General features: G+C 51.0%; 21 protein-coding genes. 14 read left to right on the top strand and 7 right to left on the bottom strand.

Features of this window, described 5'->3' with window-relative positions:
* Positions 1-22 precede the first annotated feature (22 nt).
* The 3 genes from FJM74_RS02315 to FJM74_RS02305 all read left to right on the top strand — a co-directional run bounded on the left by FJM74_RS02315 (position 23) and on the right by FJM74_RS02305 (position 2,830).
* Positions 23-253, top strand: a complete 231-nt coding sequence (locus tag FJM74_RS02315) for a hypothetical protein (protein WP_187260954.1) — start codon at positions 23-25, stop codon at positions 251-253.
* Positions 254-256: 3 nt separating this feature from the next.
* Complete coding sequence (gene recN, locus FJM74_RS02310; protein ID WP_187260953.1) at positions 257-1,936, top strand: DNA repair protein RecN; 1,680 nt, start codon at positions 257-259, stop codon at positions 1,934-1,936.
* A gap of 81 nt (positions 1,937-2,017) precedes the next feature.
* Complete coding sequence (locus tag FJM74_RS02305; protein WP_187260952.1) at positions 2,018-2,830, top strand: enoyl-ACP reductase FabI; 813 nt, start codon at positions 2,018-2,020, stop codon at positions 2,828-2,830.
* Between the two features lie 482 nt (positions 2,831-3,312).
* Here FJM74_RS02305 and FJM74_RS02300 read toward each other — a convergent pair whose 3' ends face one another.
* Positions 3,313-3,537, bottom strand: a complete 225-nt coding sequence (locus tag FJM74_RS02300) for a Kazal-type serine protease inhibitor domain-containing protein (RefSeq protein ID WP_187260951.1) — start codon at positions 3,535-3,537, stop codon at positions 3,313-3,315.
* A gap of 240 nt (positions 3,538-3,777) precedes the next feature.
* Between FJM74_RS02300 and FJM74_RS22625 the strand changes: the two genes are divergently transcribed.
* The 3 genes from FJM74_RS22625 (at position 3,778) to FJM74_RS02285 (ending at position 5,423) form a co-directional block, all read left to right on the top strand.
* On the top strand, positions 3,778-4,167 hold the full coding sequence (locus tag FJM74_RS22625) for a CsbD family protein (protein WP_187260950.1): 390 nt from the start codon (positions 3,778-3,780) through the stop codon (positions 4,165-4,167).
* Positions 4,168-4,335: 168 nt separating this feature from the next.
* A complete protein-coding gene (locus FJM74_RS02290) occupies positions 4,336-4,746 on the top strand; it encodes a YtxH domain-containing protein (RefSeq protein WP_187260949.1) in 411 nt (136 codons plus the stop codon).
* Positions 4,747-4,973: 227 nt separating this feature from the next.
* Positions 4,974-5,423, top strand: coding sequence for a YtxH domain-containing protein (locus FJM74_RS02285; protein ID WP_187260948.1), 450 nt, complete (start codon positions 4,974-4,976; stop codon positions 5,421-5,423).
* 73 nt (positions 5,424-5,496) lie between these two features.
* Here FJM74_RS02285 and lysS read toward each other — a convergent pair whose 3' ends face one another.
* The 3 genes from lysS to FJM74_RS02270 all read right to left on the bottom strand — a co-directional run bounded on the left by lysS (position 5,497) and on the right by FJM74_RS02270 (position 8,485).
* Entirely contained in the window at positions 5,497-7,023 is a 1,527-nt protein-coding gene (gene lysS / locus FJM74_RS02280) for a lysine--tRNA ligase (protein ID WP_187260947.1), read from the bottom strand.
* A gap of 214 nt (positions 7,024-7,237) precedes the next feature.
* Positions 7,238-7,801 (bottom strand): DUF6252 family protein, encoded by a 564-nt coding sequence (locus tag FJM74_RS02275; RefSeq protein ID WP_187260946.1) that lies wholly within the window; start codon positions 7,799-7,801, stop codon positions 7,238-7,240.
* Positions 7,802-8,098: 297 nt separating this feature from the next.
* A complete protein-coding gene (locus tag FJM74_RS02270; protein WP_187260945.1) occupies positions 8,099-8,485 on the bottom strand; it encodes a DUF6334 family protein in 387 nt (128 codons plus the stop codon).
* Positions 8,486-8,711: 226 nt separating this feature from the next.
* On the opposite strand from FJM74_RS02270, the gene FJM74_RS02265 reads away from it, so the two are divergent.
* Positions 8,712-9,749 (top strand): AraC family transcriptional regulator, encoded by a 1,038-nt coding sequence (locus tag FJM74_RS02265; protein WP_187260944.1) that lies wholly within the window; start codon positions 8,712-8,714, stop codon positions 9,747-9,749.
* A gap of 275 nt (positions 9,750-10,024) precedes the next feature.
* Positions 10,025-10,489: a COG2426 family protein gene (locus tag FJM74_RS02260; protein ID WP_187260943.1), complete on the top strand. Its 465-nt coding sequence runs from the start codon at positions 10,025-10,027 to the stop codon at positions 10,487-10,489.
* Between the two features lie 98 nt (positions 10,490-10,587).
* Here FJM74_RS02260 and FJM74_RS02255 read toward each other — a convergent pair whose 3' ends face one another.
* Complete coding sequence (locus tag FJM74_RS02255; RefSeq protein ID WP_187260942.1) at positions 10,588-11,553, bottom strand: NAD-dependent epimerase/dehydratase family protein; 966 nt, start codon at positions 11,551-11,553, stop codon at positions 10,588-10,590.
* Between the two features lie 441 nt (positions 11,554-11,994).
* Positions 11,995-13,950 (bottom strand): peptidylprolyl isomerase, encoded by a 1,956-nt coding sequence (locus tag FJM74_RS02250; RefSeq protein WP_187260941.1) that lies wholly within the window; start codon positions 13,948-13,950, stop codon positions 11,995-11,997.
* A 273-nt stretch (positions 13,951-14,223) separates the two neighbouring features.
* Between FJM74_RS02250 and FJM74_RS02245 the strand changes: the two genes are divergently transcribed.
* Positions 14,224-14,700 carry a hypothetical protein gene (locus tag FJM74_RS02245; RefSeq protein ID WP_187260940.1) on the top strand — a complete coding sequence of 159 codons (477 nt, stop codon included), beginning with the start codon at positions 14,224-14,226 and terminating at the stop codon, positions 14,698-14,700.
* Positions 14,701-14,723: 23 nt separating this feature from the next.
* A complete protein-coding gene (locus tag FJM74_RS02240) occupies positions 14,724-15,224 on the top strand; it encodes a hypothetical protein (protein WP_187260939.1) in 501 nt (166 codons plus the stop codon).
* Positions 15,225-15,575: 351 nt separating this feature from the next.
* Here the strand turns inward: FJM74_RS02240 and FJM74_RS02235 are convergent, their stop codons facing one another.
* Entirely contained in the window at positions 15,576-16,604 is a 1,029-nt protein-coding gene (locus tag FJM74_RS02235) for a hypothetical protein (protein ID WP_187260938.1), read from the bottom strand.
* A 241-nt stretch (positions 16,605-16,845) separates the two neighbouring features.
* On the opposite strand from FJM74_RS02235, the gene FJM74_RS02230 reads away from it, so the two are divergent.
* The 4 genes from FJM74_RS02230 (at position 16,846) to FJM74_RS02215 (ending at position 21,427) form a co-directional block, all read left to right on the top strand.
* Complete coding sequence (locus tag FJM74_RS02230; protein WP_187260937.1) at positions 16,846-18,003, top strand: trans-sulfuration enzyme family protein; 1,158 nt, start codon at positions 16,846-16,848, stop codon at positions 18,001-18,003.
* A 602-nt stretch (positions 18,004-18,605) separates the two neighbouring features.
* Positions 18,606-19,631 (top strand): T9SS type A sorting domain-containing protein, encoded by a 1,026-nt coding sequence (locus tag FJM74_RS02225; protein WP_187260936.1) that lies wholly within the window; start codon positions 18,606-18,608, stop codon positions 19,629-19,631.
* Between the two features lie 141 nt (positions 19,632-19,772).
* Complete coding sequence (locus FJM74_RS02220; RefSeq protein WP_187260935.1) at positions 19,773-20,762, top strand: dipeptide epimerase; 990 nt, start codon at positions 19,773-19,775, stop codon at positions 20,760-20,762.
* Between the two features lie 215 nt (positions 20,763-20,977).
* The gene (locus FJM74_RS02215) at positions 20,978-21,427 is read left to right on the top strand and encodes a MarR family winged helix-turn-helix transcriptional regulator (RefSeq protein ID WP_187260934.1); all 450 of its coding nucleotides are present in this window, start codon (positions 20,978-20,980) and stop codon (positions 21,425-21,427) included.
* Positions 21,428-21,440: the final 13 nt, after the last annotated feature.

Below are 21,440 nucleotides of genomic sequence, written 5' to 3'. Positions count from 1 at the left end.
TGGCTGAGCAGAAGCATCTTTTATGGGGAAAAGACAAATCCGGGTTTATAACAAAGACATTCTCGCGCAGGTGCCGGAACTGCTGCTGCAGCCTGTGGTACAGGTGGTGCTGCATACCAATGTGGTGATACAAGGCAGGCTGCGCACTATAGATCCGATAAATGCGGAGCTGTGGGACAGGACCTTCGAGCGGCGCGTGCTGCCCCTACAGCAGATTAAAGAAATCATCTACGATAAAGAAGCGGCTTTTTAGCTTATGCTGATAGATCTTAAAATAAAGAATTACGCCCTGATAGAGCAGCTGGAGATGTCGCCATCGCCGGTGCTGAATATTATTACAGGTGAGACTGGGGCCGGTAAATCTATTATGCTGGGTGCCATTGGCCTGCTGATGGGCAACCGCGCCGACAGCAAACTGCTCTTTAACCAGGGCGAGAAGTGCGTAATAGAAGGCGTGTTCGATATTTCGTCTTATAACCTGCAGGAAATTTTTGTCGCCGAAGATCTCGACTTCGACAATCAGTGCATTTTGCGGCGCGAGATCAGCCCCAGCGGCAAATCCCGTGCTTTCGTAAACGACACGCCTGTAACGCTGGATGTGATCCGGACCATCGGTGACAACCTGATGGATATCCATTCGCAGCACGACACGCTGCAGCTCGGCGACACTAGCTACCAGCTCGACATCCTGGACGTGTACGCTGGCAACACCTCCCTCGACATCTACGCCGGAAACTCTTCTTACCTCAAAGATTACCACACCGCCTACCGCCACTTCAAAAAGCTGGAGTCGGACCACAACAGGCTGGAAAGCCAGCTGGCGCAGTCGCAGAAGGAGCTCGATTACCACACCTTCCTGCTCAACGAGCTGGACGAGGCGCGGCTGGAGGCAGCAGAGCAGGAAAGCCTGGAGGCGGAGCTGAAGCAATTGGAGAATGCCGAAGATATAAAGCTGAAGCTGTCGCAGGCGGTGCAGTACCTGTCTGAGTCGGAGTTTAACATTACCTCTGCCCTGAAAGACACTGCTTACCTGCTTGGGCAACTGGCGCAGTTCTCGGCCAGTTACGAGGAGTTGCGCAGCCGCACCGAGAGCTGCATGATAGAGCTGCAGGACATAGCCGGCGAGCTGGAAGATGCCGAGCGCAAGACAGAAGCAGACCCTGAGCGAGCCACAGAAGTGCAGGAGCGCCTGAACCTGATCTACACCCTGCAGCGCAAGCACCAGGCCAAAACCATAGCCGACCTGCTGGCCATACAGGAAGAGCTGCAGCAGAAAGTAAAAAGCGTGCTGAACCTGGACGCCGTGATACTGGAAACCAAAAAGGCAATGGCAGCGGCCGAGAAAGAACTCATGCAAAAAGCGGAAATTCTTTCAGAGCGACGTAAGTCGGTGTTCGGTAAGTTTGAGGGCGAGTTGTACACCTTACTGGCAGAGCTGGGCATGCCCAATGCGCGCATCGTAATTCAGCACAAGGTAACGGCTCCTTCTGCTACCGGCACCGACGAAATCAGTATTCTGTTCAGCGCCAACAAGGGAGCGGCCCCGCAAAGCCTGGTGAAGGCAGCCTCTGGTGGTGAGTTCTCGCGCCTCATGCTGAGCATTAAATACATGCTGGCCGATAAAACCGCTCTGCCAACCATCGTTTTTGATGAGATAGACACCGGGATATCCGGAGAAGTGGCCGTGAAAGTGGGCAGGATGATGCAGCAGATGGCGCAGAAGCACCAGATCATAGCCATTTCACACTTACCTCAAATTGCGGCGCAAGGCGATTATCATTACTTTGTATACAAGCACGACCGCGAAGACCGCACCGTAAGCCGTATTAAGAAGCTGAGCGATGAGGAGCGGGTAAACGAGATTGCACACATGATTGCGGGAGCCAACCCGAGTACAAATGCCTACCAAAGTGCCAAGGAATTGCTTTCACTCTGAAGAGTTATTGCTAAATTGCCTCCCGGTTTCCGACGCACCCGGTTTTTTCACAACAGCAACTAAAAAAATATACTATCAGATATGTCCTATAATATACTCAAAGGGAAAAAAGGAATCATTTTTGGCGCATTAGACGAAAAGTCTATCGCCTGGAAAGTAGCGAAGCGGGCGAAGGAAGAAGGTGCTGAGTTTGTGCTCTCAAATGCCCCACTTGCCATGCGTATGGGTGAGATTAAGAGGCTGGCGGAAGAGTGTAACGCAGAAATTATTCCGGCTGACGCCACCTCTGTGGAAGATCTGGAAAACCTGTTTACCAAAGCGCAGGAGATCCTGGGCGGCAAAATTGACTTTGTGCTGCACTCCATTGGCATGAGCCCCAACATCCGGAAGGGAAAAGACTACGGCGACCTGAACTACGAGTGGTTCCTGAAGACGCTGGATATTTCGGCGCTTTCTTTCCATAAGGTGATGCATGTGGCTGAGAAGCAGGATGCCATGAATGAATGGGGCTCTATTGTAGCGCTTTCGTACATAGCGGCACAACGCGTGTTCCCGGATTATACCGATATGTCGCAGGCGAAGGCGGTGCTGGAGTCGATAGCGCGTAACTATGGCTACCGCCTGGGCAGGCAGAAGAAAGTGCGTGTAAACACCGTCTCTCAGTCTCCTACCAAAACAACGGCAGGTACAGGGGTGGGCGGTTTCGACGCGTTCTACGAATACTCTGATAAGATGTCGCCACTGGGCAATGCATCAGCAGAAACCTGTGCCGACTACTGCATCACGCTTTTCTCTGATCTTACCAGAATGGTAACGATGCAAAACCTGATGCACGATGGCGGCTTCTCCAGCATGGGGATCTCGGAGGATATCGTGGATATGATCAGTAAGTAATGTGCTGATTGTTTAATGTGCTGATGTTTTAATTAATTCGTTCATGAATTAAAACAGGTACTAGGAATAAAAAAGGGAAGAGCTTCTGGTGCAGATCAGAAGCTCTTCCCTTTTTTATGTCAGGGCCTTGCCACCGGCCAATGCCATGGCTAATTATTTGAATGAAAATGCCCCTCAGGAGGCTTTTGCTGCTCCTGGTGCTGCTTCACTAGGCGTAGTTTCCTACTACGCCTTTATATATAGGTTAGTCTGTGACTAACCTCGCTGCCTGAAGCAGCGAAAAAGCTGTATTAGCAGAAATAATCCTGGAGATTCAGCACTGCGTGTAGATTGTTTCTATGAAGCAATGGAAGTCGGAGACAAAAGGGCGTAGTCGGAAACTACGCCCTGTGAAGGTAAATCATTTCCAAATCACCACATCTCCAAATCAACCATTCAACTCAACAATAATTAGCACATCAGCACATTAAAAAATCAACACATTAATCAGGGCACTCTCCTGGTTTATAAGAAGTTACACCTGACCTGTCGGCTTCGCAGGCATTGCCATAAGTTTTCCCGTCGCAGCCGCACACCGGATCGTATTGCATGGTGCAGGCCAGGTCAGGGTTGGCTTTGGTGAGGTCGAGGCAGGGGGCTTCGGCGCTTTTGCAAGAGAACATGGAGCCGCCAAGTACAAAAAAGAAAACAAAACAGATTTTTCTCATAGGATTATAAATTTGGGTTTTGATATACAAAGTGGTTAATACTCAGCCTTTTTGCTGCTAAAGCATTAAAAGTAAAGCTTTTAATAAGCAGTAATTATTTAACCAACTAGTGCTGCCACCGTATGGAAACTTAAAGACGTGCAATTAGTGGCAAAGCTCTTCCATAAACAGCTTTTTCGGCTTTACTGCACCGTGTGCGCTCTAGGCGCAAAACGCAACATTAACTCAAATTTAATTAATATGAACGACGACAAAGGAAAAATCTTGCTGGCAACTGCCGCTGGCTTAGGGCTTGGCATTGTGACCGGAATTCTGATGGCCCCGGATAATGGACAGACGACACGCGGTAGCCTGAAACGCACGCTTACAAAAGCAGGTGATGACATTGAGCGAACTGTGAAACGCTGGATGGACAGCCTGGAGAGAAATAAGGTGACGGGCGCGGGCAGCAGCCTGACCATGCGCGGCTCCTGGGACGACGTAAAGGGCCAGTTGAAGCAGAATTACGCCGACCTGACAGATGATGACCTGACGTATATAGAGGGCAAGGAAGACGAGTTGTTCGGACGCCTTCAGCGCAAGCTCGGAAAGACTAAAGATGACATTGTAAGGCTCATCTCTGACTTGTAATTACCGGAAAGTAGGTCTGAACGTTCTGAAAATCACACTTTCCGGTAGTATATATTATATGTCTAATATTTTGTATATAGCTACAACATATTACTATATTTGATCGTTAGAGGGAACAGAGACCTAAAGATTTAATAAACTCATAACCAACTTTAATTTTTAATTACTATGAAAGACAATAGCGGAAAGATCATATTAGCTATGTTGGCAGGCGCCAGCGCAGGTGTTGTGGCAGGCTTACTGATGGCTCCTGATACAGGAGAGGCCACCAGGACCAGCGTGAAAAAGTGGGCCAACAAACTGAGCAGTGATCTTGAGAAAAACCTGCAGACAGGCCTGGACGAAATCAAAAATATGAGCAGCGGGGTTATGGATACGCTTAATAAAAAAGCTTCTGCCATGAACGGCTCATCGGCTGATACCGGTGCCTCCTCAACAGGATCTACTACCGGATCTGCCTCTGGTTCTACAGGGTCGACTACAGGATCTACAGGTTCTTCCACAGGAACTACTGGCTCTTCTACAGGATCTACGGGTTCTACGGGCGGTGCCGGATCAAGACCAGGTGGCGCTATTTAATAGCCGTACCTGGTGGTAAGTACAAGCAGATAATTTACTGCCAGTGTTTCTCAGTTACCGCTGCGATCTGCTAAGGCTGTGAAAAAAACTTGTTATAGAGGGTTCCTGCTCAGTTTATGAGCAGGAACCTTTTTGTTTACAGGACTATCGCAATTGCTTCAACTTTAGTTTTGGGATATCGTTTATTAAGAGTTAAAGCAGACAAAACGTAAACCAAAACTAATAAAATGAAGACACATATGGAAAGCAGATCACTAGGAGAGTCTAAAGGGAACTTCACCAATTCGTCGGTACGGCAGATGAAGCAGCGCGAAACCTCAAGCCATACGGCACAAGACAGTAGCAGTACCACTAAACTGGCAGTTGGCCTGCTGGCCGGGGCGGGCGTTGGCGTGCTGGCCGGCATGCTCCTGGCACCTGAAAAAGGAAAAGACGCCCGTAAGAAAGTCGCTGAGTCGGCCTCTAAGCTTGGATCGCAGATGAGCAGCTCCTTTAACTCTACCAAAGACAAACTCAACAGCTGGACCGCTGCCAGGCAAGACAAAACCAGGGTCAGCCAAAGCCCTTACAACGACCTGAACAAGCCCAGCGGCACTCCTCTGGATTCGATGGTAAAAGATCAATCCATCAGAGATGGTGAAGGAGACAGTACTGGTTTGCCGGGTATGCTGAAATAGCATATCCTGCCAAACAAACAAAGGGCTTGCTGAACACCAGCAAGCCCTTTGTTTGTTTGGCAGGATAAGTGATTTATTCTTCTGTTTTCTCCGGCTTCATCTGCGGGAAAAACAGCACATCCTGGATGGAGTGTGAATTGGTCATGATCATAGACAGGCGGTCGATGCCGATGCCCAGGCCAGCCGTAGGCGGCATGCCATACTCCAGCGCGCGCAGGAAGTCTTCGTCCAGCACCATGGCCTCGGTGTCGCCACGCTTGCCAAGCTCCAGCTGCTCCTCAAAGCGGGCACGCTGGTCGATCGGGTCGTTCAGCTCAGAGAAGGCGTTGCAGATCTCCTTGCCGTTGCAGATCGCTTCGAAGCGCTCTACCAGGCCGGGCTTGCTGCGGTGCTTCTTGGCCAGCGGGCTCATCTCTACCGGGTAATCAGTAATAAATGTCGGTTGAATGAGGAAAGGCTCGCAGGTCTCGCCAAAGATCTCGTCGATGATCTTGCCTTTGCCCAGCTTCGGATCTACTTTAATGCCCAGTTTTTCGGCGGTGGCGCGCAACTCGGGCTCTTCCATCTCCGAAATATCTATTTTAGTGAAGTGTTCAATGGCCTCGAACATGGTGAAGCGTTTCCAGGGGCGCTTAAAGTCGATGGTGTTGTCGCCCACCTGCACCTGCGTTTTGCCGTGCAGGGCCAGCGCCACCTGCTCTACCATTTCCTCCACCAGGTTCATCATCCAATTATAGTCTTTGTAGGCCACATACAGCTCTACCTGCGTAAACTCCGGGTTGTGGAAGCGGCTCATGCCCTCGTTGCGGAAGTCTTTGGCAAACTCATACACCCCGTCGAAGCCACCTACGATCAGGCGCTTCAGGTACAGCTCGTTGGCTATGCGCAGGTACAGCGTCATGTCCAGAGTGTTGTGGTGCGTCTTGAACGGACGGGCCGCCGCGCCGCCGTAGAGCGGCTGCAGGATAGGCGTTTCTACCTCCAGGTAGCCTTTTTCGTTCAGGAAATTGCGCATGGTGTTTACCAGCTGCGTCCGTTTCCGGAAGGTTTCGCGTACCTGCGGGTTCACGATCAGGTCTACATACCGCTGGCGGTAGCGCAGTTCCGGGTCTGTGAAACCGTCGTGCACAATCTCGTTGCCGTGCTCGTCTATTTCGCGTTTTACGATCGGGAGCGGCTTCAGCGACTTGGTAAGCAGTTGCAGCTCTGTTACGTGCACCGAGATCTCGCCCACCTGTGTTACGAAGGCATATCCTTTTATCCCGATAAAATCGCCGATGTCGAGCATCTTCTTGAACACCGTGTTGTACAGGTCCTTGTTTTCGCCGGGGGCAATATCGTCGCGCGACACGTAGATCTGGATTCGGCCGGAGCTGTCCATGAGTTCTGCAAAAGAGGCTTTGCCCATAATGCGGCGGCTCATCAGGCGGCCGGCCAGACTTACTTCCTGGTAGTTGTTCTGCTCCTTATTGAAATTTTCCTTTATTTCTTTGGCTGTGGCAGTAACTTCAAAAAGCTCAGACGGATACGGGTTGATGCCCATTTTCTCCAGCTCTTCGCGCTCATGGCGTCTGCGTAGTTCCTGTTCGCTCAGTTGCATGCTATATCTGCTAATGGTGGTTTAATAATCAAGCTGTAAAATTGATAAATATTCGGGAGCTTTTAAACTCTTAATTGCTTATTGTTTGACGCAGATAGCAGCAGGCAACCAAAATGTGGTGAGGAGGGTATGCTGGGAGGTGAAATACATTTGAAATGTAACAGGTAAGTTACAAGGACATTTAACTTCCAGAGCCTGCATTAGCGCTACTCTGCTACCACCTATTGAACCAGATTCTTTCTAAATAGGACACATTGAAGCGGCCTTCCCTGATTTCTACCTTACTACCTTCTGCGTTAACAGCATCGTACCAGAAGGTACCGCCTACAGTCTTTTCTTGCTCGTCCAGGTTTGTAATGGTAAGTTCACCTCTCAGAGAAGAAATTATAGTGTACTTGTCTTCTTTACCTGCCATATAATCAGCGGTTGCGGAGCCATCTGTGTTTCCGGGAACCAAGTCATAGGTTTTGCCTACTTCCAGCATTAAGTTGTTTGTAAAAATACCAATGGAGGTTGTAGGCTGTGCTGTTAAATCATAGGCCACCAGACCAAAGTTGTCTCGTTGTTGCCACCTTTGGTAGTAGGCATAATATCCTTGTTGACCTACTAATCTTGGATATAGGCTAAGGGATGGATTGCCTTTCGCTTGGTAAGTTTTTCCATTTACAAGGCATTCAAAAACTACTTGATCTTCTTTGGAAGTTATGCTATTCTCTTTACAGGAAAATAATTGTAGTAGAAAGAATAGTGGGATAAGTTTATGAAAAAATTGCTTCAAAATTACCTACAATTGAAATAGCCTATGGAAAATTGGAATAAAACAAAAAATTACTATCGAAGATAGATAATATTTATGTGTTATCTATGATATAATGACAGAACAATGGCAGGTAAGAAAGAGAATCAAAATTGCCCCTACTGCACATGAGCAACAGAAATGACAGTAGTCAGAGTACTGGAAGGGCTTTTTGATTAGAATAATTGACTTTAATGACGCTCACGTCAGAGAAGCGTAAATGTGCCGTCATTACTCCTTATTCTAAATTCTGTGTTGAGTCTCTGTTGAGACACGCTCTTACATCCGGTTAAAGACGGTGAGCAGCAGCCTCGACCCCTCGGCCATGACCTGCACATTCAGCCGGTGAAAGTCGTCGAACTCAATTTGTACGCCATCCTGGTAACCGCGCTGGTTGATGAGCCGCCAGATGTAGGCGATGCTCTTTTTCTGGTTGGCGATCGGCTTCTGAACATAGTGCTCGTGCGTAATGGCGGCGGCCAGCGCATCTGCCGAAAGTACGGCAACCTTTACTTCATCTTCGTCTGGTTCTAGGCTCAGCAGCAGAAAAAGGTTTTCCACCTGAAAAACGGTGCTGACGATCCAGTTTGTTTCCGGGTCGAGCAGCGCATAGGCTTTTGCTACTTCTTTGCCGGTAAGTTCGTCGAGGTCTGCTTCTAATGCCATTGGAGGATTTATTGAAAGAATAAATAGTCTATTATAGGGAGCCTCGTGAATAATCGACCTGTTGTGGCAAATTATTCTAATGAAAATGGCCCTCCGGAAGTCGGCACGGCTGCTACTACCCGAAAGGCTGCACGCTCGATGGGCCAAATTATAAAGATATCGTCGGCTAACCTATTCCTGCGCCTGCCTCACGCATTTTTATTATCTTGGCAGTATTGAAATCGCTATGCCCGAAGAAACCCATACCCTCAGCGCTCCCGCTGTAAACCTGCTCCTACACGTGCTTCGCCAGCAAGGGCAGGACACGGAAGCGCTTTGCCGGCAGGCCGGTCTGGAGCCGGCAAAGCTGCAGGATGTTAATGGCCGGGTGCCGGTAGAGAACATGCAGGCGCTTTGGCTTGCTGCCATTGCTGCCACACAAGACCCTGACCTGGCGCTGCATGTGGGGGAGGCAGTAAATCCGACATCAGCCGGCATTATTGCCTATGTGATGATGAACGCTGCCACGCTGCATGAATCGCTTCTGAAGCTTTGCCAGTACCAGGACATTGTTTGCGAGGCCATCCGGACGAGCCTGGAGGTGCTGGGGCCGGAGGCGCACGTTAAGTTGCAGGTCATCAGTTCTTTTCTGCAGAATCCGCGCCATGCCCTCGACTGCGAACTGGTGATCTACAAAAACGCCTTTGAAGCTTTGGTGGGGCAGCAGGTGCCTCTGCAGCAGGTGCTGTTTGTGTACCCCCGGCCAGACAATATTGCAGCACACGAGCGCCTGTTTGCGCCGGCTACCCTGGTGTTTGGCGCGCCTCATAGCGGTTTTGTGCTCGATGCAGCCTGCCTGCCCTGGCCTGTGGTGACGGCAAACCAGGAGCTGAACCTCATGTTTGAGAAATATGCGCAGGAGTACCTGCAAAAGCTGAAGGAGCCAAAAAACGTTCGCGAGTGGGTGCAGCGCGAAATCACCCAATTGCTGAAGGGGGAGGAACCTGGCATTAACACCGTGGCGCGGAACATGGCCATGAGCGTGCGCAGCCTGCAAAGCAAACTCAAAGAAGAAGGCGTAACCTACCAAACCCTGCTGGATGAGGTACGGAAAGAAATTGCCCTGAAACACCTGCACGACAACCAGAATACCATCTCCGATATTGCCTACCTGCTGGGTTTTGCCGAGCCCAGCGTCTTCTCCCGCTCCTTTAAAAAATGGACCGGACTTGCTCCTGCACAGTACCGGCAGCGCTTGGCCTGGCCTGCCACCTTTGCCGAATAAATTTTCAGACGCCGGAAGTGCCTTCTCATTACTCTGCCCGTAGCTTTCGGCAGATTGTCAACGTGCCTTTGTTTTAACTGCTAAAATGACCTGAACATAATTGAACCTTACCTGTTTCAGAGTATGTTCTGCCATAGCCTTGTGCCTTTTAAACAGTGGGCAGCTGCTGTTGCCGCAGAAATAAACTTTCTGATGGTCGTTTTCGTTAATATTTTCAATTTAGCACGAAGTTTGTAAGCGAAAATGCTGAACTTTGCTTTTCTTTTTAAGAATCCATGTTTGAAGTACTCATAATTGCCTTCCTGCTCAGTATATCGCCTTTGGGTGAAGCTCGTGCAGGAATTCCGTATGCCATCTTAAACGATGTGCATATTGGCTGGGCATTTTTAATAGGATTAATCGGTAATCTGTTGATATACCCGCTGTTTATCTGGCTGATTGATTCGTTTAATAAGAAATTATGGCCCAACCGCCTTTATCGTAAAAGTGTGGTGAAGCTATCGAAGCGGGCCAAAAACGGCGTGGGAGCTAGCAACCAGAAGTATGGATTCTGGGGTTTGATGATTTTTGTAATGGTTCCGCTGCCGGGAACCGGGGCCTATATGGGCACTATCGCCGCCAATGTCTTTAAAATAGAACGAAAGAGAGCTTTCCTGGCCATCAGCTTAGGAGTAATAAGTTCCTGTGTCATAATGGCGGCAGGCATGTACTTAGGTGCTCAGGGGCTGGAACTTCTGTAAGGGTTCTGTAACCTGGCCGGGCCACGTCTTGGTGCCCGTACCTGTAAAAGCGATAAGCTTTCCGGGTACGGGCATTTCTTTTGATCGGCAAGAACTCCTTATCCCGCTCTCTGCTGCCGAAACCACGCAAGCGTTTGTTGTATGGCTTCTGGCATAGGCGTAGGAGTTAGTTGGGGCAATGTGTGGCGTAATTTGTCGTCGTGGAGCAGGAGGGTGTTGCCCCACAGGTAGGCCATCTCTTTTATCTCTCTCATCAGGGGCATAAACAGACTCAGAAAACTTACCAGGCCTTTGCTGTAGACTTTGTGCCTGGGGCTGGTGCCCGCCAGCTGCGCAATCTGCTGCTGCCATGCCCTAATGGAGGGCACCACCTCACCGGCAAAATTATACAGGGCATACGGCGGTAGCTCTGGCTGCAATTGGGAGAGCTGATAAAAGGCTTTGGCGGCATCGGGTGTGTACACGAGCTGGTGCGGAATGTCGTTGCGGATGAGCCAGGGCATGGCCTTGCCCGCCAGCGCCCCGCAGAAAATGGGGGCGATGCCTTCGTTCAAGACGTTAGGTCCCCAGAAGTCGGGCAGCCGGAGGTTAACCACATGGCATTTGCCGGCAGCAGCGGCATCTTTCAGAAGCTGCTCCAGGTGCACCCTGATCCGGCCTTTCCGGGAGCAGGGTGCTTCGGGGCTGGTCTCCGTTATGTGCTGCGTGAGGCCGTAGTTGTAAATATTTCCCGGAAACAGGATCGTGGCCTTGTTAGGAGTGGCAGCCTCTATGATATACTGTGTTATGCGCTCCATATTTCCTTCCCATTCGGGGTAGGGGTAGTTGATGCCATGGAAAATGTGGGAGGCGCCAGCGGCCAGCTTTTTCAGGAGTTCGGGGCTGTTGGCGTCTCCTTCTGCAATTGTCAGGCAAGGGTGGCCGCCGAACAGCTTCTGGGCCTTCCGCGTGTTTCGGGCCAGCAGCGTGGTGTGCTCCTGATGCGCCAGTAACTCCCGGGTAAAGGCGTACCCGATGCTGCCTGTGCCGCCTAATACGAGGTAATGATTTTTGCCATGCGCCATGAGCTTCGTCTTTTTGTTAAAATACAAAGATCTGGTACAGAGGTCATTTCGTTAATGACAGATGCCGCAAACAGCTTGACTTATCGCGCAAATTATTCTAATTGATAAGCACCTCCGGAGGTTTCTGCTGCTTCTGCCGAAAAGGACACAAGACGCAAGACTTTAGGATCACGATTCACGATGCAGCACACCGGGCTTTATTCAATGAAGAGTTCTGAGTGAAGAGTTGATCACTTTTGTCAGTCTATCCTTGCCACTCATATCAGGATCTCCCAATCTCCACATCTTCAAATCAAAAAACCAGGCTTATAACTATCAGCAACCAACAATCAACAATTATTTCAATGAAAATGCCCCTCCGGAGCCCTTGCCTCTGCTGCTGATTTTTTGAATTGGGGCATGTCCGGTGGCGGAGGGCCAGACTTTGAGGCAGCCATTTCGCTATTCGGCCAGCTCCACACCCAGAATCGCATCGCCGACTTCCAGCTGGTGCACTACCTCCATGCCCTGCACTACTTTGGCGAAGATGGTGTAGCGGCCGTCGAGGTGCGGAGTGGGGGAGTGCGTGATAAACCACTGGTTGCTCTCGGTGTCTTTGCCTGCCGAAGCCATGCCTACAGAGCCTTCACGGAACCTGAGCAGGGTAAACTCCGAGCGAATAGCGTAGTCGGAGCTGCCCCAGCCGTCGCCGCGCTTATCGCCGCCCTGCACTACAAAGTTCGGCACCACCCGATGGAAGCTGAGCCCGTTGAAAAAGCCTTGCTGTGTCAGCTCCACAAAGTTGGCGACCGTGCCGGGGGCATCCTCCACCAGAAGCTGCAGTTGAATATCTCCTTTGCCGGTTCTGATGGTAACCAGCTGGTCTGTAGGAATGTTTTTTACCAGTTTCCAGTTAACGGGGTGTGTGTAGGGGTTCTGAGGTGGCTGCGATGTAGTTTTGCCGTTCAGGAAATCGATCGTTTTCTGCAGCTCCATGTTTGTCTCCATGTCGCGGGGCAGCTGCAGCTTTTGCTGCGCCTGTTTCAGAAAACTGATGTCCTGGTACACTCCTCTGAAATTCAGTTTTGGTTCGCGGATCACGCCTGCGGCAATGCCTGTGAGTGCCACATCGCCGGAAGAAACTGCCTTTTTGAACAGGGCGGCGAATTCCTGCTCCAGCGCCTGCGGAAAGTCCGGCTGCTGGCGCATGGCGGCAAGCGCCTCTATGCCATAAGTGGCTACCACAGGTTGCGGTGCGGCAAAGGTCTCTGTGGCAATAAACTGGTAGTTGCTGTAGTCGGCGGAGAGGGCTTTTAGCAGGTGCGCCCTGGCGTAGGGGTTTTGTGTGCTGCTGTAGAGTTGCCTGTATTGGTTGCTGAGCCTGCTTTTAACCACGCTGTTGCGCAGGGTAACCCACATCAGGCCTGCTTTTACGCGTTCGTCTTTTAGCTGGCTGAGCGGTTTTTGCAAAGCACCAGCATCTACAAAACGCGCATTGGCCTCCAGAAACTCAGCAGTGGCCACGGCTACCTGTCTGTTTTTGTCCTGCAGCGCTGCCAGCACGGCTTGTTCTATCTCCTTAAAATCTTCTATGCCCGCCATGGCGCGAATGGCATTTATCCGCACCCGGTAATCGGGGTCGCTTTGGGCTATGCCTGCTAAAATAGGAGCCTTGTCGCGGGTTCGGATCTTGGCAAGGGCCTGGGCCAGCGCCATTCTTACTTCAGGAGCCTCGTCGGAGGTGGCGGCGTTCAGGATTGGCTGCCGGAACTGGGTAAGATCGATCCTGGGCGTGCGGGCCAGGTAATGAGCCGCTGCGAGCCTGACCTCCGGTTGGTGCTGCTGTGCCAGTAGCTGCACGGCTAGTTCTGTTGCCTTAATGCTGGAGAGCTTCCGCAACCCCGTGCGGTAGAGCCCCCATGCCTGCCCGGCCTTAGCCGTCGCGTTTGTAGCATTATAAGTGGCCAGGTAGTCTGCTCCGGCCATGGTAGCCAGCTTGCCCAGGGCCTCCAGGAGCGCAGCCTGCACAGCCGGCTGGGTTTCCTGCGTTAGGTGCTGGATTAGCCCGTCCTCCGCCTTCTGGTGCCCTATCTGGCCAATGGCAAAAGCAGCGGCCTCGCGTACAGCCGTGGCGGTATCGGAGAGCATCAACAGCAGGGGTGGCAGCGCCAGCGTGTCCTGGACAGAGGCAAAGGCCAGGGCGGCTTCCTTCCTGAACTGCGGCTTTGGGTGGCTCAGGTAAGGCAGCAGATCGGTCGTCTTTCGTTCATCCTGCAACGTATAAATAGTTACTAAGCTGGCATCATGAAATTTGTTTAGGGCAGGTGCCAGGCTGTCGCCTTGTTGTGGCTGTTGCCGGCAGGAGGCCAGTAAAAATACTCCTGCTATAATTATAATATAGTAGTTTCTAAATTTCATGAGCGTGCCTTATAGAGCATCAATATATGAAAAACAGGGAATGATCTGGTTTGCTGGTGAGTTTTTGTTTTTTTTAGACGGCATTAAGGAGCCAAGGCAGGATGTGCGGATAGCTGTAAACGTCTGTAAACGGCTTTAAATCTGCTGATCTTGCATAAATGGACGCGGAATTGTGGAAGCAGAATCAGGTATGGCCGCTTAAAATTGTATAGACGTTCGTTTTGAGAATTGTTTTTTTCTACGTAAGTTTAATTCTACATAACCCTATAAGGTATGCCGAACTTTAGCTTAAAGTTGTTTGAGAATACCTACACCCTGGAGCCGAAAGCGCAGCAACGGCTGAGCAGTGCCATTTATGCTGCTATAGCCGTTAACCTGATTCTGTTGCTTTACCTTGCCTATACCAATGGCTTTTTAGTAGGATTTCTGATTTTTCTGTCGAACCTGTTTTTTGCAGCTTACTTTTGCCGTTACCTGTGGTACCAGTACCGGCCACAGTACCGGCTGCATTTTACGCTAACATCGGGTGGCGTACGCTACCGGACGGTGCATTTGCAAAAGGAAGAGGAATTTGAGTGGGAAGAGGTAGACTCGATCCATTTTGAGCAGGACAGGCTGCTGTTTGTGCTGAAAAATGATGAGCGCCATGAAGTGAGGCTTGACAAAATTCAGAACCCGACTGTCTTACAGCAGGCCACGAGAAAGATAAAGAAAATTGCGCGGAAAAAAGATATTCTGGTCGTGGTTTAGCTAGTCGCTTCACTGTATTTTATATGTACATAAACCTGTATCCCCACAAACAGCTTCGCAGTACGAAGGTGTTCTTTACCAAATTAGGACTTTTTTTTATTGGCGGAGGCTCATTTGCCCTCTTTAATGAGGTGTGGCTACGGGAGGAGGTCAGGTTTGAATGGACTATGGCCGCGGCTGCTCTCATCATAGCCGGTAGTGTCTGCCTCTGTACCGGATTAGATAAAATCAAGCTGAACGACGCCTACTTCTCCATGAACCCTGAACAAATGCGCTACCGGCTCTCTGTTTTTGGGAGTGAGCAATGCGTAAGGTGGGATGAGGTGGCAAGTGTACAGATTGCCCGCCATCGGGTTGCTTTTTGTATGAAAAACGGGAAACTGCTCAGCATGCGTACAGGTGCAATTCAGTCTGCGGAGGTGGCGCACCATATACAAGCCAGTATACGGTTGGCAGCCATGGAGAAAAGAATTACCGTAAATGGTGTGCCTATGGGCCAATTTGCTGTTTCATCCCCTTCCTGACAATTTTACAAACTCCCAAGTGTGACCAGTTGTAGCCAATGTTTAGGCTCCAGCATCAATAATTCTCAGACTAGGCCAGCCAGGTTTTCTTCTTCTTTTTCCTTCCTGTTCGTTGCCATAACATTTATTTCTTCTGTAAAACAGGAGGCAAACGGCTCTGAGCAGCATAATGCGCCTCTGGAGGGGCTGTTTCATTCAAAATATTTGGATTTTACAATTGAGAAGTGAGGAATCCTTAGTCAGGTATAGAGTACCCGTAATAAACCCGCTCCTCAGGCTAATGCTTTACATAGCCTAAAAAAGCCCTTGCCGGCAAAACCAGCAAGGGCAATAAGAAAGCCTTCGCAAATTTTATGCTGCTATGTTCAGGCCGGCGCTGCTGTTCTGCAAAAGCGGCCGTACCTTTTCCTGAAGCCTGGCAGTCACAAAAGAGTGTTGCAGGTAGAGCGGAAGCTGCGCCACAAAGGCCTCATACTGCTGCAGCCCCATTGCCTGCGCCACATAGCACTCATGAATACCGTTCAGGTAACTCACAATTTCCAGCAGCGACTCATGGAACAGCTTAAAATCGATACCCGACTGTACGAACCGCTCAATCTCCCGGTGCGAAGAAGATATCCGCAACCGCGACAGCAGGTCAAAAATAGTGGTGTAGCCCATGCGCCAGGTGAGCTGCTGCCAGTGCTGTGGGCCAAATTTCTGCAGAACCTCGCCTGTCCGGCTGCTCCTGATGGCCATGGCCGGGCTTGCCTGTACCTGCTGCCTCACCACTTTGGCTTTTATGCGGCGGGTGGTGCGCAAAAACTGCCCTATCTGCGCCTGCGCTTCCAGCTCCCTGCCAGCCATGTGCAGGCCCGGCTTGTAGTGCGCGAGCGGCAGCCTGCGTACGCTGAAGTCGTTGTAATGGCCGGCCGCATAAAAGCCGATGGCCCTCGGGTAAGCATTTTTTACGACCAGCCGTCCCGCCTCGCGCATTACGAGCCCTTCGTTGCCCGACTTTACCTGACGGGTATACAGAAAGGCCTGCAAGCCGGCAAACACAGCATAGTAAGCCTGCGGAAAGGTCCAGTGCAGGGCGTTTCTGATATAGGCTTCGTCTCCTAGCTCAGCGGTGGCCCGCAGGGCATACTCCGTGTTCCAGCTCTTCAGGAGCAGGTGTTTAATCGCTTCTATATCCTGTTCGGCAAGCGGAGCAGGCACTTCCCTGAAAAAGGGAAGCTGCTCAAGCCCTCCGGCATCAAAATTCTTTATGTGGTAGTTTATGGCGAAGAAGTAGTTGAGAAACACCTGCGCCGGAATAGATTTCTGCCACTCCTTATCCAGCTGTTTCTGCTCTTCCGGAAATAAGGAAATGATGTTGTTTTCTTCTGTCTCTTTCATAAAATTAAAACAAAAAAGAGTGTGCGTTAGTTGCAATAAAACTAATAAAATTAGCAGTAATATACAAATAAAAACCTGTTAATCAACCTGTTTATCACTCATTTTGCTAATATTTTTAGTATTATAAGTAAGTTGTTCTGCTTTTTTATCAGGTAGGATTTCATAAGAATATCACGATCCGCAAAACCTGCAACCGACTAGGAAAGTATGTAGGAGGATATGGCACTTTTCAAGATAAGGCATGGATATTTCGTACATCATTAATGAATTGGGGGAGGAGCGGGAGCACTATTTTAATGCTGTGGCGCCGCCTATCATACAGACCAGCAACTTTGCCAGCCGCACGGTAGAGGACCTGCGGCAAAAGATGCTGCAGGAGCCGGAGGCAACGCTCTATACACGGGGTAATAACCCTACCGTGACCATGCTCGAAATGAAAATAGCTGCGCTGGAGGGAGCCGAGCATGCCATTGCTTTTGGGAGCGGCATGGCAGCAGTATCGGCAGCAGTGCTTTCGCAGCTCGGGGCTGGGGACCATGTGGTGAGTGTGCAGAAACCCTACTCCTGGACCAATGCGCTGATGCAGAAGTTTCTGCCGCGCTTTGGAGTAGACGTAACCATGGTCGATGGCACTGCTGCCGCCAACTACCGCAATGCCATTAGGCCCAACACCAAAATACTGTACTTGGAGAGCCCCAATTCCTACACCTTCGAGCTTCAGGATATTGAGGCGGTGGTGGCTATAGCCAAGGAGCACGGCCTGGTAACCATTATAGACAACAGCTTTGCCAGCCCCATTAACCAGAACCCGATTGCGATGGGAGTTGATATAGTGGTGCATTCGGCTACCAAGTACATTGGCGGCCACTCCGACACCATGGGTGGCATAGTGTGTGGCCGCAGAGAGGTAGTGAACAAGATTTTTGTGTCGGAGTTTATGCCCCTTGGGGCCGTGCTCTCGCCGCACGATGCCTGGCTGCTCCTGCGGGGGCTGCGCACCCTGCCTGTGCGCATGGCCCGTGTAGCCGAAACAACCCGGCAGGTGGTGGCCTGGCTGGAAGGGCAGCCAAAGGTGGAGCAGGTGCTGTTCCCTTTCCTGCCTTCGCACCCGCAGTACGAACTGGCAAAAAAACAGCTCCGCAATAACACCGGGCAGTTCTCGATTCTGCTCAAAACAGATGATATCGGTAAAGTGGAGCTCTTCTGCAACAGCCTGCAGCATTTCCTGATGGCTGCTTCGTGGGGAGGCCATGAGTCGCTCATTTTCCCGTTGGCGGCCTCTTATGCGCCAGGTAAGCTAAAGCCCAAATTGCCCTTTAACCTGGTGCGCTTCTACATTGGCCTGGAAGATGCTGAATACCTGATCCGGGACATAGAGCAGGCGCTGGAGAAGATATAAGAGCAGCAGGAATATCCTCCGGAGGGGCTTTTTGATTGGAATAATTTGTTTAATGGGCCAATGTGTTAATAACTTGGATGCATAACATATTTTGGGGTATCTATATAGCTATTGCTAATTATAAAAATGCTCTGGCTACCTCACAGATCCCAGTCCCTGGCTTGAGGCACCGGGGGAAGGGCCCCTCTATTTGAGAGGTCCGGTGCCGCAGGCAGCCTGAGCGGGAGCGAGTCTAAAAGGGGCACCTGCACCCCTGGCAGGAGCGAACACAGCGCCGATGGCCAGGGACGAGGCCCCGCTTATAGAGGGCCCCTTCCCCAGCCGTGAGCGCTAAGACTTCCACTATGCAACAAGATAGTATAAGGGCACTGGGTCAAGCACCGGCTAAGACAGGTGGAACCAAGATGTATCAGAATATGCATCCCCCAACATATGTTATGTACTCCAATAGTTCGAGTTGAACAGAGGGGCTATTCTCAAAAAAACTACAAGCAGCCACAAGTGCTGCAAAACTTACTGAAATGAACTGAAAACCTTCAAAAGCAAAAAACATGGAGCAGTGCTGGCAAAAGTTAACTTCTACCTTACTTGTTTATTGTTTCATGTTAATGACCGGGCAGGCAAGCGCCCAGGTTTTTTACGACCCGTTTGAAGGAGCAGGAGACATAGGCGGTGCTACTGAAGCTGCAGGCACCACCAATAATGGCTGGACGAGCCACAGCAATACCAAGGCAGGCGTTATTCCGATAGTAGAAGGTAGTCTGAGTTATACTGGCCTGCAGGCCCCTGCAGGTAATAAGGTGCTGCTCCCCGGCGATAATGCCAATGTGCCACGTGATGTGAGCGCACCCTTGGCTTTCCCGGCAGGCACCTCCGTTATCTATTACTCAGCTTTGCTGCAGGTGCTGGACCGGACGCAGCTCAGCACCGCCGCCTTCGATTATTTTTTGCACCTGGGCAGCAGCGCCACCACCCACCTGGCGCGCCTCGGAATTAAAGGCGTAAACTCCAGGAACAACTTCAGGCTGGCCATACAAAATGCTCCGGGCGGAAGCACAAGCCAGACGGAGTTTCCGCTGGACCTGGCTTATGAAACAACGTACCTGGTGGTGGTGAAGTACGATATGCGTGCTGCGGGCAATGCCGTGGCCACATTATGGGTAAGCCCTCTGGAGTTAGGAGGCGAGGAGTCGGAAGAAGGTGTAAGCAACAGCAGCGGCACCACCAGGCCAGCCTCAGTCACACTTATAAGCCTCCGCAACAGCACCAACTCCCCGAAAGCCTACTTGGATGAGATAAGAGTAGGCACCACCTGGGCCTCCGTTACCCCAGCAGCAGTTGCAACCAGTAGCCCCGGCACTGCTGCAAAGCAAAGCTTCCGGGTTTATCCTAACCCCCTAAAGGAACAACCGCTTACGATAGAGCTGCCGGCGCAGGTGGCCGCGCTGGATAAGGTAATGCTGTCGGTTTGGTCTGTAAACGGAAAGCAGCTGCTTGGTGTGGCAGGAAGCCAGGAGGCGGTGCAGCAATCGCTAAGGGCTGGAGTTGCTGATTTGCCTGCCGGTGTCTTTATCGTGAAGATGGTAGCTGGCCACACTACGTACCAGGCTAAAATCGTGAAGCAGTAAGGGGGTAAGCCGCAACAGCAGCACTGCCTGCTACAAACAATTTCATCTGAAAACCAGCCTGTAAGGCAGGGAGAACCTATAGGTAATTAAATTATTTTAACGCAACTTGAGCACCTGAACTGCTTATAATAGCTCACACTTATGCTAAACTGGCGCATCGAAGCCCTTCACCTCAAACTGAAGTATACCTGGAAGATATCCCGAAATGCCAGTAACGAGAAAACCAATTTCCTGGTGCAGGTGTCTGACGGCACTTTCAGCGGCTTTGGAGAGGCGGCGCCTAATATCCGGTATGGCGAAACACCGGAACTGCTGCTCAAGCAGTACCAGGTGCTGCTCATGGCAGGGCTGAGCAAGGTGCGGTCTATGGAGGAGCTGCTGGAGCTGCTTACCGAGCATACGCCGGTTAACTCGCTGCGCTTTGCCGTGGAGTCGGCGTACCTGCACTATTTCTGTCAGCACAAAGGCATTGCCGTACATGTGCTGCTGGGGCAGGAGGCGCCGCACCGGCAGGCTACCTGCTTTTCGCTGCCTATTATGGAGGTGGGCGAGGTAGCGGAGTTCGTGCAGAAGAACCAGCTGCACCGTTTCCAGAGCCTTAAGCTGAAAGTGAACCGGGAGCAAGGCCTCGACCTGGTGCAGGAGGTGCTGCGCGTGGTGGAGCGCCCCCTGGTGATAGACGCCAACGAAGGCTGGCACGATCCCGATGGGTTGATGCTTTTTCTGGAGCAGCTGGATACCCGCCGTGTGCTGTTCGTGGAACAGCCCATGCCGGCCTCGCATGTGGCGGCCTATGCGCACATAAAAGACCGAAGCCCGCTGCCGATTGTGGCAGATGAGTCCGTAACAGACCAGGTGGAGATGGAGCTGATCAGGAGCCAGTTTCATGGCATTAACATTAAGCTGATGAAGGCTGGCGGCTACCTGAATGCGGTGCGGCTGCTGAAGGAGGCCCGCCGGCACGGTCTGATGACCATGATCGGCTGTATGGTAGAAACCACGCTCGGCATTTGGTCGGCCATGCAAATGAGTGGCTCCTTCGATTTTGCCGACCTGGACGGCTACCTGATTCTGGAGGAGGAGCCCTTTGGGCTTATAAACGAGAAAGACGGGCTGTTGTATCTAAAGTAAGAAGGGCTGGTACAGAGGCGCAAACAGGCCGGGGCTGAATTTACGACCAGTTGCATCAGGTGCATGCCAGACCATGGAAATTTAATAGAGGCAGGCTGCTGCAATATTACATTCGTTTTCAGTTATTTGCAGTAATATAGATTTTTATATATTAGAGGTGGGGCAAGAGTGAGATGGCTGCCATCAAAATTTCGCCCCCAACAAGTTAATCTGGTATGAGGATAGAGGAAGAGATCAAGCAACACACTTTTCAGGATGAGTATCATAAAGCCTATATCAACCTGGTGTACACTGCTGGGTGGTTACAGCTGGCGCAAAGCAGCGTGTTTAAAGGCTACGGGCTCACGCTTCCTCAGTACAATATTTTGCGCATACTCCGGGGGCAGCACCCAAAGCCGGCTACTGTCAGCCTGCTGATAGAGCGGATGCTGGATAAGACCTCCAATGCCTCGCGCATTGTGGATAAGCTGGAAGCCAAACAACTGGTGACCCGCAGCCAGTGTGAACACGACCGCCGCACCGTAGATGTGCTGATTACCGACAAAGGGCTTGCGCTGCTCAAAGAAATGGATGGCCTGGAGGTAAGTGGGAAACCGGGTTTCCGGAGCCTCTCCGAAGACGAAGCCCGTGAACTGAATCGCCTGCTCGACAAAATCAGAGACTGATATTAACGAACCA

The organism is Pontibacter beigongshangensis, assembly GCF_014332515.1.
Lineage (GTDB): Bacteria > Bacteroidota > Bacteroidia > Cytophagales > Hymenobacteraceae > Pontibacter > Pontibacter beigongshangensis.
Note: the sequence above shows the minus strand (reverse complement) of the source record. Positions and strands in the feature narration are given on the sequence as shown.